Source organism: Aeromicrobium alkaliterrae (assembly GCF_039529015.1).
GTDB classification, from domain to species: domain Bacteria; phylum Actinomycetota; class Actinomycetes; order Propionibacteriales; family Nocardioidaceae; genus Aeromicrobium; species Aeromicrobium alkaliterrae.
Window position 1 is genome coordinate 301,427 of the sequence record NZ_BAAAME010000004.1, and the last position, 11,049, is coordinate 312,475.

Below are 11,049 nucleotides of genomic sequence, written 5' to 3' on the forward strand. Positions count from 1 at the left end.
AGCGTTCTGTCACGTGAGCGCAGCCGAGCCGGAGCCGTCCGACCCCCGTGACCGTCGCGGGCCGTCCGACGAGGCCCTGAAGCGCATGGCCGCCGCGACGGCACGCCCCCTGCCGCGGCGCCTGCTGTGGTGCCTGCCGCTCGCGATCGTCGGCGTCGTCGCCTTCACGGCCGGCGTGACGCTGGTCGGCGGACGGATCACGACGACGGTCGTGCTCCTGGGGTTCCTCGTCGGACTCGCGGCGAGCCTGTTCCAGTCGTTCGTCGCCCGCCCGCGCGTGCTGCGCCTGTACGGCGACGGCACCACGCGACACGACTAGCGGCGGCGCCCCACGTTCCAGGTCAGCACGGCCGGCGTCCCGCGGTCGTCTCCGAGCTCGCTCCACGTCGCGGTGTCGAGCAGGAAGTGTCGCCCTTCGGCGATCGGCAGTCCGAGCCACCGCGCGACCAGCGCCCGCAGGCTGTGGCCGTGCGCCACCGCGAGGGTCGTGCCGCCGCTGCGGCGCACCCGCTCGACGACGCGGTCGAGCCGCACCGCCACCTGCTCCCCCGACTCGCCACCGGGCGCCCCGTGGGACCAGATCGTCCAGTCCGGCACGGTCTCGCGGATCTCGAGCGTCGTGATGCCCTCGTAGTCGCCGTAGTCCCACTCGACCAGGTCGCCGGAGACCTCGGGATCGGCGAAGCCGATCAGCTCGGCCGTGCGACGTGCCCGACGTCGCGGGCTGCACAGGACGCGATCGATGCCCAGGCCCGCGACCGCCGCGGCGAGGACCTGGGCCTGACGCTCGCCCTCGGCCGTCAGGGGCAGGTCGGTGGTCGAGGTGTGCCGGCCGTTGCGGCTCCACTCCGTCTCGCCGTGGCGGACCAGGATCAGTCGTGCGTCGCTCATCAGCGCGGGACGAGCGCCCAGAGGTCGAGGTCCAGCAGGACACCCGGGGCGTACTTCCCGTCCTCGCCCTTGAGCGTCATCGACTCGTCGCGGCCCTTCGTGGCCACCAGCCGCAGGCGGAGGGCACCGACTCCCGGCGCGTCGACCTCGGCCTTGTCGAGCACCTCGGACCACGCGTAGACCGTGTCGTCAGCGAAGGCCGGGGCGGTGTGCGACCCGCCGTTGATCGCCGCGATCAGCTGGGCGTTCGCCAGGCCGTTGAACGAGAGGGCCCGCGCCATCGAGATGACGTGGCCGCCGTACACGAGGCGGCGGCCGTCGGGGCGCGCCTCGACGTTGAAGTGCACCTTGGCGGTGTTCTGCCAGAGTCGGGTCGCCATCATGTGCTCCGACTCGCTCAGCGTGACGCCGTCGACGTGGTCAATCTTCTCGCCGACCTCGTAGTCGTCGAAGCGGAACGGCTCGCCCGCAGCGGTCACGTCGTAGTCGGTGAAGTCGAGGCCAGCCGGCAGCAGCAGGTCCTCCGGGGCGACCACGCTGGCGAGCTCCGGGACGACGGTCTCCGGCGCCTCGAGCGACTGGTCGCGCTTGTGCACCATGACCCAGCGGGCCCAGTCGAGGGCGATCTCGCCGCGCTGGTTCGTGGCGGTCGAGCGGACGTAGACCACGCCGCTCTTGCCGTTGGAGTTCTGCTTGAGGCCGATGACCTCCGAGCTCGTGCGCAGCGTGTCACCGGCCAGCACGGGCTGGTGGAAGCGCAGCTCGGCGTAGCCCAGGTTCGCGACGGCGTTGAGCGAGACGTCCGGAACGGTCTTGCCGAAGGCGACGTGGAACGCGACGAGCTCCTCGACCGGGTGAGGATCTAGCCCCACGGAGGCCGCGAACTGCGCCGAGGACGGGATCGAGAACCGCGTCGGGTAGATCGCTCCGTAGACCGCGCGGTCGCCGTCGGTGATGGTGCGCGGCGTGGCGTGGTCGAAGACCTGCCCGATCGCGAAGTCCTCGAAGAAGTGGCCGGGGTTCGTCTTGCTCATGGGGCTCCTCACAGCGGGCGGCGTGCGGCCCCATCATGGCCGACGCGGGTCAGGCGCGGCCGAACAGGGTCGAGCCGTTGTGCCAGAGGACGTCGCGCATCCAGTCGTCGCCGAGGCCGAGCCGGGCGAGCGCCTCGACCTGGTGCGCGTACACGTACGGGATGTTCGGGAAGTCGCTGCCGAACAGGACCCGGTCCTGCAGCTCCACGAGCCGGTCGACCACCTCGAACGGCTGCCGGTCGTCCCAGAAGTCGACGAAGGCCATCGTCGTGTCGAGGCGGACGTGGGGGTGCTCCGACGCGAGCTGCACGAACTCCCCGCACTCCGGCATGCCGAGGTGGGCGATGACCAGCCGCAGGTCGCCGAAGCGCTCGAGCACCCGCCGGACCGGGGCGGAACCGGTGTGGGTGCCGGGCGCCGGGCCCGAACCGGCGTGCAGCACGATCGGGGTGCCGCTGGCCTCGAGGGCCGCCCAGACGGGATCGAGCAGCGGGTCGTCGGGCGCGAACTCGCCCACCTGCACGTGGGCCTTGAACACCTCGACGCCCGCCTCGAGCGCGGCGGCGACGTACTCACCGGCGTCGGGCTCGGGGTAGAAGGTCGCCGAGTGCAGCGACTCGGGGTGCTGCGCGGCGAACTCGTCGTTCCAGGCGTTCATGAACGTCGCGACGCCCGGCTTGTGCGCGTAGGACAGCGCCGAGTAGTGCCGCACCCCCATCGCGCGCAGCGTCGCGACGCGCTCGGCGTCGCTCGTGCGGTACGTGACGGGCCACGGACGGCCCAGCAGCGGCCCGGCGGAGTCGAAGTACGCCCAGACCTTCGCGAGGACGTTGGGGTGCATGAAGTGCACGTGCACGTCGAACAGCCCCGGCAGACCGAGCGCCTCGAGGTACCCGGGGAGCTCCGCGTCGGTCGTCGGGCCCGGGGTCTGTGCCATCACAGGCCCTTGAGCTTGCGACCCACCTCGTTGCGGGCCTCGTTCATCGCGTCGCGCTCACGGATCGTGTTGCGCTTGTCGTAGGCCTTCTTGCCCCGAGCGACGGCGATCTCGACCTTCGCCCGCCCGTCCTTGAAGTACAAGCTGAGCGGGACGAGCGTGACGCCCTTGTCGCTCAGCTTGCGCTCGATCCGGTCGATCTCGACCCGGTTCAGCAGCAGCTTGCGGCGGCGGCGGGCCTCGTGGTTGGTCCAGGTGCCCTGCGCGTACTGCGGGATGTGCACCTGCAGCAGCCACACCTCGCCGCGGTCGACCTCGGCGAAGCCGTCGACCAGCGAGGCCCGCCCCTGGCGCAGGCTCTTGACCTCGGTGCCCATCAGGACGAGCCCGGCCTCGAAGGTGTCCTCGACGTGGTAGTCGTGGCGCGCCTTCTTGTTCTGGGCGATCAGCTTGCGACCGGTCTCCTTGGGCATCCACCCATTGTCCCACCTGGGTGGAAGGACACGAGCACCGCTCAGGGGAGCCAGTTCGCCGGGTTGGTGTGCGAACCGTTCACGAGCACCATGAAGTGCAGGTGGCAGCCCGTCGAGGCGCCGGTCGTGCCGACGTAGCCGATGACCTGGCCGCGCGAGACGCGGGCACCGGGGCTGACCGCGAAGCGCGACATGTGGTTGTAGGTCGTGACGATGTTGACGCCGTTGATGACCCCGTTGTTGAGGATCACGCGGTTGCCGTAGCCGCTGTTGTAGTACTGGCTGATCACGGTGCCGTCGGCGGCCGCCTTGATCGGGGTGCCGCACGGCGAGCCGAAGTCCTGGCCGTCGTGCATGCGACGCACGCCCGAGATCGGGTGGATGCGGTAGCCGTACGGCGACGTCAGGCGCACCGAGTCGAGCGGGTAGGACAGCTTGCCGGAGGCGTTGCCGCCACCACCGCCGCCGCCACCACCGCCACCGCCCGTGGCGGGCGGCGGGGTCGTGCGGGCGATCTCGGCCTGGATCTCGGCCTCGAGGCGGGCGCGGTCGGCCTCGAGCGCGGAGATCAGCGCGGCGTCCTCCGCCACGGCCGCGTCGGCTGCCGCCTTGTTGGCGCTGTTGGCCTGGACGAGCTGGGCGACCGAGGCCTCCTGCGCGGCGGCCTGCTGCTCCAGCACCGTGATGTTGGCCAGGTTCGCCGCGGCCGCGTCGCGCTCGACCTGCACCTGGTCGCGCAGGGCCTGCACCTTCTGCTCGTTCAGGTCGAGGATGACCCGCGTCGCGTCGAGCGTGTCGAGCCGGTCGAGCTGGACGTCCGCGATCGTGTCGCTGATCGCCTTCCGCTCGGTGAACTCCGTCGGGTTGGCGCCGTTCATCAGGTCGTTGAACGCCCGCAGGCCCGGGTCACCGGACTGCAGCGACTCGACCGAGAAGCTGATGACCTCCTTGGTGGAGGCCTCGACGTTCTGCTCGCCGACCGCGAGATCGGCCTCGGCCTGCGCGAGGTCGGCCTCGCTCTGGGCGAGGGCTGCCTGCATCTGCGCGTCGAGGGCCTGGGCCGCGACCAGCTGGCCGCGGACCGAACCGAGATTCGCCTGGGCGTCGGCGAGCTGGGCCTGCGAGGCCTGGAGCACGGCGGCGGCGTCGCCGGCGGCCTTGCTCGACTCGTCGTAGGACTGCTGCGCACCCGTGATCTCGGAGTTGACGCCGTTCTTCTTCTTCTCGAGCTCGTCCCTGGACTCGGCCACGGACGGGCCCGCGAGCGCGGCGATCAGCGCGAACGTCAGCGTGAACGCCACGGCGGCAGAGCGCAGCGGGGACCGCTGGATGGAGCGCTGGACAGTGCTCATGGAAAACCTCGACCTGGGGAAGGTGCCCGCAAGGGGCAGGCGAGTGCGACTCGTGGGGCGTGTGTGACTCAGGAGACTCTAGTTCACCGTGAGGGTCACGGCCACCCTTCCTCGAAACTCGGGCGAGGCGCTGCGTCAGACCTTGAGGTACTTGCGGGTCAGCAGCAGCGTCGGGAGCAGGGCCAGCGCCACCGCGAGGAGCGTCGTCCAGCCCATGACGACGAAGGCCTCCTGCCATCGGACCCAGGTCGTGATCTGCAGCTTGTCGCGCAGGAACCCGTAGACCACGAAGCCCATGAACGCTGCGATCCCCGCCGCTGCGAGTGCGGCCGAGATCAGCGCCGCGACCATCGACTCCAGGATGAACGGCAGCTGGATGTGCCAGCTCGACGCGCCGACGTAGCGCATGATGCTGATCTCGCGACGGCGCGCGTGCGCGGTCATGCGGATCGTGTTGGAGACCTGGAGCACGGCCGCCAGGATCAGCAGGACCGCAGTGCCCAGCGCGGCCCACTTGAGGTTCGTGAGCGCGATGAACAGCGAGTCGAGCAGGTCACGCAGCGACAGGACGCTGTTGACGCCGTCCATCCCGCTGACCTGGCTCGTGACCCCGTCGAACTTCTCGGGGTCGTTGAGGGTCACGAAGTAGGAGTCGGAGAAGTTCTCCGGGCTGAGGACCTCGAGCTGCTTGCGCCCCGTCTCGGACTGGCCGAAGGTCTCCTGCGCGCGCTCGTAGTTCTGCTGCGCGGTGCGGACCTCGTACTCCTTGACCTCCGGGTTGTCGTCGAGCGCCTCCTGGACGGCGTCCTTCTGGGCGTCCGTCGCCGCGCCACCGATGCAGGTGGGGGCCTTGGAGGTGTCGGTGCACAGGCTGACCTGCAGCTGCAGGCGGTCGCCGAAGTAGCGCTCGGTGCGGTCGGCCTGCTCCTGGATCAGCAGGCCCAGGGCCGCCAGCAGCAGCGAGACCGACATCGTCACGACGAGCGAGATCGTCATGGACTTGTTGCGGGACAGGCTGGCGCCCAGCTCCCTCATGGTGAGATTCATGCGCGCCTCAGCTCTGGTAGCCGTAGATGCCGCGGGCCTCGTCACGGATGACACGTCCGTCGTCGAGCTCGATGACGCGCTTGCGCATCTGGTCGACGATCGAGGAGTCGTGCGTGGCCATCACGACGGTGGTGTCGGTGCGGTTGATGCGGTCGAGCAGCTTCATGATCCCGACGCTCGTGGCCGGGTCGAGGTTTCCGGTGGGCTCGTCCGCGATGAGGATCTTCGGACGGTTGACGAACGCTCGCGCCACGGCGACGCGCTGCTGCTCGCCGCCGGAGAGCTCGTTCGGCAGACGGTGGCCCTTGCCCTCCAGCCCCACGAGCTCGAGGGTCTCGGGCAGCACGGCGTCGATCTCGGCGCGCGAGCGGCCGATGACCTGCAGCGCGAAGGCGACGTTCTCGTTGACCGTGCGGTTCGGCAGCAGCCGGAAGTCCTGGAACACCGTGCCGACCTGGCGGCGCAGCTTGGGGACCTTCCAGCTCGAGAGCTTGTTGATCTCCTTGCCGGCCACGAAGACGCGACCCTCGGACGGCTGCTCCTCACGCAGGATCAGCCGCAGGAACGTCGACTTGCCGGAGCCCGAGGCACCGACGAGGAAGACGAACTCGCCCTTCGCGATCTCGAGGTCGAGGCCGTCGAGGGCAGGGCGCTTCTGTCCGGAGTACGTCTTGGTGACGTGGTCGAAGCGAATCACTCGCCCGAGTCTAGGCAGAACACCCCCAGGTCCCCCGGACCTGCCGAGCCGCGCGCGCCGACCGGGTGGCGCCGCGCCCCGGTTCAGGCGTCGCGGGGCCGCGACGGCGACTCGCCGGTAGGCTGCGGCCGTGGAGAGCCTGCAGCCAGCTGACCAAGCGCCCGATCGCAACCTTGCCCTGGACCTCGTCCGGGTCACCGAGGCCGGAGCCATGGCCGCCGGACGGTGGGTGGGCCGTGGCGACAAGAACGGCGCCGACGGCGTCGCCGTCAACGCGATGCGCACCCTCATCAACACCGTCGAGATGAACGGTGTCGTCGTGATCGGCGAGGGCGAGAAGGACGAGGCGCCCATGCTGTTCAACGGGGAGCAGGTCGGCGACGGCAACGGCCCCGAGTGCGACGTCGCGGTCGACCCGATCGACGGCACCACCCTGACGGCCAAGGGCATGCCCAACGCCATCAGCGTCATGGCGGTGGCCCCGCGCGGCTCGATGTACGACCCGTCTGCGGTGTTCTACATGGAGAAGATCGCCGCCGGGCCCGAGTTCGGCGACCTGATCGACATCCGGCTCCCGGTGGCCGAGAACATCGACATCATCGCCCGCACGAAGGGCGTCTCCCACAGCGACGTCACGGTGTGCATCCTCGAGCGTCCGCGCCACGCGGACCTGGTGGAGCAGGTCCGTGCCGCAGGCGCCCGCATCAAGTTCATCACCGACGGCGACGTCGCCAGCGCCATCAGCGCCGCCCGTCCCGACACCGGGGTCGACCTCATGGTCGGCGTCGGTGGCACGCCGGAGGGCATCATCACCGCCTGCGCCATGAAGGCGCTGGGCGGCGTGCTGCAGACGCGCCTGTGGCCCAAGGACGACGAGGAGCGCCAGCGGGCCATCGACGCCGGCCACGACCTCGACCGCATCCTGCACACCGACGACCTGGTCACGGCCGACGACTGCTTCTTCGTCGCGACGGGCATCACCGACGGCGACCTCCTGGCGGGCGTCCGGTACACGAAGGGCGCGGCGATCACCGAGTCGCTCGTCATGCGCTCGCGCAGCGGCACGATCCGCAAGATCCACAGCGAGCACAAGCTGAGCAAGCTCAAGGCGTACTCCACGATCGACTACGAGCACTAAGCCTCCGAAAGGGCAGCGCGCATGACCACGACGTCCGTGACGAAGTCCGACGAGCTGTTCGCCAGCCTGCCCTCGGGGCTGGACCTCTGCTACCAGACGTTCGGCAGCCCGGACGACCCGGCGGTCCTGCTGGTCATGGGGCTGAGCGGCCCGATGGGCTGGTGGGACGACGCCCTGTGCACGCGCCTGGCCGAGCGCGGCCTGTTCGTGATCCGGTACGACAACCGCGACACGGGCCGCTCGACCAAGCTGCGCCAGCACCAGCTCGGGCGCACCGACGTCGTGCGCGCGTTCCTGGGTCTGCCGCCGCTGCGGATCGGTCCGATCGACCTTGCGGTCAAGGCCCCGTACTCGATCGGTGACCTCGCGGGCGACGCCGTGGGCCTGCTCGACGCGCTCGACGTCCAGGCCGCCCACGTCGTGGGCGTCTCGATGGGCGGCATGATCGCCCAGACCCTGGCGATCGACGCGCCGGACCGCGTGCTGAGCCTGACGTCGATCATGTCGACGACCGGCCGGCGCACCGTGGGCTGGCAGGACCCCCGGCTGATCCCGTACCTGCTCAAGCGCAGCGGCCCGACCCGCGACTCCTACATCGCGAGCTCGATCGCGTCGTCGGCCTTGATCGGGTCGCCCGGGTTTCCGCCGGACCCCGAGGCCTCGCGCCGGCGGGCCGAGGTCACCTACGACCGCGGCTACAGCGCCAGTGGCGTGCTGCGGCAGATGATGGCGATCCTGACCCAGCCCGATCGCACGGCCGCCCTGGGCGAGCTCGACCTGCCCGTCACGGTCGTCCACGGCACGGCCGACCGGCTGGTGCACCCGTCGGGCGGGCGCGCCACCGCCGACGCGATCCCCGGGGCCGAGCTGCGCAAGATCGTGGGGATGGGGCACGACCTGCCGCCGCAGCTGTGGGACACGTTCGTCTCGGCGATCACCGACACGATCGCCCGCGCCTCGTGACGGCGCCCTGAGATGCGACCGAACCCGAAGCACGCGGTGACCGATCCCGCGTTCATCCGCGCGCTGGTGGCCCAGGAGGGCTTCGCGACGATCGTCAGCACGACCTCGACGGGCCCCGTGGCGTCGCACTACCCGGTCGTCCTCGACGACACGGCCGACCAGCTGGTGGTGCTGACCCACGTCGGCCGACCCGACGAGCGCCTCCACGAGCTCGACGCCGCCGCGGCCGAGGGTCGGGAGGTGCTCGTGATCGTGCAGGGCCACCACGGCTACGTCTCCCCCAGCTGGTACGCGCCGGGCGCGTCGAAGGCCCCGACCTGGAACTTCTCCGTGGCGCACCTGTGGGGCGTGCCCGAGGTGCTGACGCCCGAGGAGAATCTCGAGACGCTGGTGACGCTGGTGGCGCATTTCGAGCAGCACGTCGAGGAGCCCTTGTGGCTCGATCGCACGTGGGGCGCCCCCGTCGCCCGCGGCACCGTGGGCCTGCGGATCCCGGTCTCGCGGTTCGACGTGAAGGCCAAGCTCAGCCAGGACAAGGACGCGCAGACGGTGCAGAACGTCATCGACCACCTGCGCGCCCCGGGCCCGTACGCGAACCCGGCCCTCGCCGACGACATGGAGCGCGCGCGGGACGAGGGCTGACGGCTCAGCCCCGCGACCAGGCGCCGAGCTGGTTGCCGGCCGGGTCGGTGAAGGCGAAGCGCCGGCCGCCGGGGAACGTGAACGGAGGCACCGTGACGGTGCCGCCCGCCGCGAGCACGGCCTCGACCGTGGCCTCGAGGTCGTCGGAGTAGACCTGCACGAGCGGGCCGCCGTCGGCGCGCGGCGTGCCCGTGGGGTCGAGGCCGCCGTCCTCCTCGCCCGAGCCGTTCGAGCTGAAGCCGACGTAGGCGTCGCCGTAGTCGGTGAAGGACCAGCCGAAGGCCGAGCCGTAGAAGGCCTTGGCGGCCGCGAGGTCGGGAGCGGGGAGCTCGACGTAGTCGATCGCGTGGTGGGTGCTCATGCCATCGACGCTAGGCCCGTCCGCCGACAGGTTCCGGCACCGCGCGGGTCCCCAGGACCCTCCGGCCTGCGAGGCGTCCGAGTTCGGCGGCCAGTAAGGTCTGGCTCATGACTGAGTACCGCATCGAGCACGACACCATGGGCGAGGTCCGCGTCCCGGCCGACGCCCTCTGGCGAGCCCAGACGCAGCGCGCCGTCGAGAACTTCCCGATCTCCGGCACGCCCATCGAGTCGGCCCAGATCAAGGCCCTCGCCCAGATCAAGGCCGCGTGCGCCTCGGCGAACGCCGAGCTCGGCATCCTCGACGCCGACGTCGCCGCGGCGATCGTCTCGGCAGCCGAGGAGGTCGCCACGGGTCAGCACGACGCGCACTTCCCGATCGACGTGTTCCAGACCGGCTCGGGCACCTCGAGCAACATGAACACCAACGAGGTCATCGCGACGCTCGCCAGCCGCACGCTGGGCAGCGAGGTCCACCCGAACGACCACGTCAACGCCTCGCAGTCGAGCAACGACGTCTTCCCGACCTCGATCCACGTCGCGGCCACCGCCTCGGCCACGAACGAGCTGGTCCCCGCGCTCGACCACCTCGCGCAGAGCCTCGAGCGCAAGGCGACCGAGTTCGCGCAGGTCGTGAAGTCGGGCCGCACGCACCTCATGGACGCCACACCCGTGACCCTCGGCCAGGAGTTCGGCGGCTACGCCGCGCAGATCCGCAAGGGCATCGGCCGCGTCGAGTCGGCCCTGCCGGCCGCCGCTGAGGTCCCGCTCGGCGGAACCGCCGTCGGCACCGGCATCAACACGCCGATCGGCTTCCCGCAGCGGGTCATCGAGCTGCTCGCGGAGCGCACCGGCCTGCCGATCACCGAGGCCACCGACCACTTCGAGGCGCAGAGCGCCCGCGACGGCCTGGTCGAGCTCTCGGGCCAGCTCAGGACGATCGCGGTCAGCTTGACCAAGATCTGCAACGACCTGCGCTGGATGGGCTCGGGCCCCCGCACGGGTCTCGGCGAGATCAACCTGCCCGACCTGCAGCCCGGCTCGAGCATCATGCCCGGCAAGGTCAACCCGGTGCTGCCCGAGGCCACGCTGATGGTCGCGGCCCAGGTCATCGGCAACGACGCCACGATCGCCACGGCCGGCGCCTCGGGCTCCTTCGAGCTCAACGTGATGCTGCCCGTGATCGGCCGCAACATCCTGGAGTCGATCCGCCTGATCGGCAACGCCTCGCGCGTGCTCGCCGACCGCTGCATCGACGGCATCACCGCCAACGAGGAGCGCTGCCTCGAGCTGGCCGAGTCGAGCCCGTCCGTCGTCACGCCGCTCAACCGCCACATCGGCTACGAGAACGCGGCCAAGGTCGCCAAGATCGCGGTCAAGGAGCGCAAGACGATCCGCGAGGTCGTGCTGCAGGAGGGCTACGTCGAGCGTGGCGACCTCACCGAGGAGCAGCTCGACACCGCCCTCGACGTCATGAGCATGACGCACCCCTGAGCCTGGGTACCCCCTTCGAGG

At 70.6% G+C, this 11,049-nt stretch carries 13 protein-coding genes; 5 read left to right on the forward strand and 8 right to left on the reverse strand.

Annotated elements, in window-relative coordinates:
• Positions 1 to 13: 13 nt before the first annotated feature.
• The gene (locus ABD127_RS09435; RefSeq protein WP_344200434.1) at positions 14 to 319 is read left to right on the forward strand and encodes a hypothetical protein; all 306 of its coding nucleotides are present in this window, start codon (positions 14 to 16) and stop codon (positions 317 to 319) included.
• Here the strand turns inward: ABD127_RS09435 and ABD127_RS09440 are convergent.
• The 7 genes from ABD127_RS09440 to ftsE form a co-directional block, all read right to left on the reverse strand.
• A complete protein-coding gene (locus ABD127_RS09440; RefSeq protein ID WP_344200436.1) occupies positions 316 to 891 on the reverse strand; it encodes a histidine phosphatase family protein in 576 nt (191 codons plus the stop codon). The two genes, ABD127_RS09435 and ABD127_RS09440, sit on opposite strands and share 4 nt — an antisense overlap.
• The gene (locus ABD127_RS09445) at positions 891 to 1,925 is read right to left on the reverse strand and encodes a MaoC family dehydratase (protein WP_344200438.1); all 1,035 of its coding nucleotides are present in this window, start codon (positions 1,923 to 1,925) and stop codon (positions 891 to 893) included. Before ABD127_RS09445 ends, ABD127_RS09440 begins: the two co-directional genes overlap by 1 nt.
• A gap of 49 nt (positions 1,926 to 1,974) precedes the next feature.
• Positions 1,975 to 2,862, reverse strand: coding sequence for an amidohydrolase family protein (locus ABD127_RS09450; protein WP_344200441.1), 888 nt, complete (start codon positions 2,860 to 2,862; stop codon positions 1,975 to 1,977).
• The gene (smpB, locus tag ABD127_RS09455; protein WP_344200444.1) at positions 2,862 to 3,335 is read right to left on the reverse strand and encodes an SsrA-binding protein SmpB; all 474 of its coding nucleotides are present in this window, start codon (positions 3,333 to 3,335) and stop codon (positions 2,862 to 2,864) included. Before smpB ends, ABD127_RS09450 begins: the two co-directional genes overlap by 1 nt.
• Before the next feature lie 41 nt (positions 3,336 to 3,376).
• On the reverse strand, positions 3,377 to 4,687 hold the full coding sequence (locus ABD127_RS09460; protein WP_344200446.1) for a peptidoglycan DD-metalloendopeptidase family protein: 1,311 nt from the start codon (positions 4,685 to 4,687) through the stop codon (positions 3,377 to 3,379).
• A gap of 135 nt (positions 4,688 to 4,822) precedes the next feature.
• Positions 4,823 to 5,722, reverse strand: a complete 900-nt coding sequence (ftsX, locus tag ABD127_RS09465) for a permease-like cell division protein FtsX (protein WP_344200449.1) — start codon at positions 5,720 to 5,722, stop codon at positions 4,823 to 4,825.
• 19 nt (positions 5,723 to 5,741) lie between these two features.
• On the reverse strand, positions 5,742 to 6,431 hold the full coding sequence (gene ftsE / locus ABD127_RS09470; protein WP_229055034.1) for a cell division ATP-binding protein FtsE: 690 nt from the start codon (positions 6,429 to 6,431) through the stop codon (positions 5,742 to 5,744).
• A 130-nt stretch (positions 6,432 to 6,561) separates the two neighbouring features.
• On the opposite strand from ftsE, the gene glpX reads away from it, so the two are divergent.
• The 3 genes from glpX to ABD127_RS09485 are packed head-to-tail and all read left to right on the forward strand — an operon-like array spanning position 6,562 to position 9,174.
• Positions 6,562 to 7,569: a class II fructose-bisphosphatase gene (gene glpX, locus ABD127_RS09475; RefSeq protein ID WP_229055033.1), complete on the forward strand. Its 1,008-nt coding sequence runs from the start codon at positions 6,562 to 6,564 to the stop codon at positions 7,567 to 7,569.
• Between the two features lie 21 nt (positions 7,570 to 7,590).
• Positions 7,591 to 8,532 carry an alpha/beta fold hydrolase gene (locus ABD127_RS09480; RefSeq protein WP_344200456.1) on the forward strand — a complete coding sequence of 314 codons (942 nt, stop codon included), beginning with the start codon at positions 7,591 to 7,593 and terminating at the stop codon, positions 8,530 to 8,532.
• Positions 8,533 to 8,544: 12 nt separating this feature from the next.
• Positions 8,545 to 9,174, forward strand: a complete 630-nt coding sequence (locus ABD127_RS09485) for an FMN-binding negative transcriptional regulator (RefSeq protein ID WP_344200459.1) — start codon at positions 8,545 to 8,547, stop codon at positions 9,172 to 9,174.
• Between the two features lie 4 nt (positions 9,175 to 9,178).
• On the opposite strand, the gene ABD127_RS09490 is transcribed toward ABD127_RS09485, so the two are convergent.
• Entirely contained in the window at positions 9,179 to 9,535 is a 357-nt protein-coding gene (locus ABD127_RS09490) for a VOC family protein (protein WP_344200462.1), read from the reverse strand.
• 107 nt (positions 9,536 to 9,642) lie between these two features.
• Between ABD127_RS09490 and ABD127_RS09495 the strand changes: the two genes are divergently transcribed.
• Positions 9,643 to 11,028 (forward strand): class II fumarate hydratase, encoded by a 1,386-nt coding sequence (locus ABD127_RS09495; RefSeq protein ID WP_344200464.1) that lies wholly within the window; start codon positions 9,643 to 9,645, stop codon positions 11,026 to 11,028.
• Positions 11,029 to 11,049 lie beyond the last annotated feature (21 nt).

What these genes read in the sequence shown, in the direction of transcription:
- ABD127_RS09440 (WP_344200436.1), bottom strand. Translation starts at nt 891, where the DNA reads ATGAGCGACGCACGACTGATCCTGGTCCGCCACGGCGAGACGGAGTGG.
- ABD127_RS09445 (WP_344200438.1), bottom strand. Translation starts at nt 1,925, where the DNA reads ATGAGCAAGACGAACCCCGGCCACTTCTTCGAGGACTTCGCGATCGGG.
- ABD127_RS09450 (WP_344200441.1), bottom strand. Translation starts at nt 2,862, where the DNA reads ATGGCACAGACCCCGGGCCCGACGACCGACGCGGAGCTCCCCGGGTAC.
- smpB (WP_344200444.1), bottom strand. Translation starts at nt 3,335, where the DNA reads ATGCCCAAGGAGACCGGTCGCAAGCTGATCGCCCAGAACAAGAAGGCG.
- ABD127_RS09460 (WP_344200446.1), bottom strand. Translation starts at nt 4,687, where the DNA reads ATGAGCACTGTCCAGCGCTCCATCCAGCGGTCCCCGCTGCGCTCTGCC.
- ftsX (WP_344200449.1), bottom strand. Translation starts at nt 5,722, where the DNA reads ATGAGGGAGCTGGGCGCCAGCCTGTCCCGCAACAAGTCCATGACGATC.
- ABD127_RS09480 (WP_344200456.1), top strand. Translation starts at nt 7,591, where the DNA reads ATGACCACGACGTCCGTGACGAAGTCCGACGAGCTGTTCGCCAGCCTG.
- ABD127_RS09485 (WP_344200459.1), top strand. Translation starts at nt 8,545, where the DNA reads ATGCGACCGAACCCGAAGCACGCGGTGACCGATCCCGCGTTCATCCGC.
- ABD127_RS09490 (WP_344200462.1), bottom strand. Translation starts at nt 9,535, where the DNA reads ATGAGCACCCACCACGCGATCGACTACGTCGAGCTCCCCGCTCCCGAC.
- ABD127_RS09495 (WP_344200464.1), top strand. Translation starts at nt 9,643, where the DNA reads ATGACTGAGTACCGCATCGAGCACGACACCATGGGCGAGGTCCGCGTC.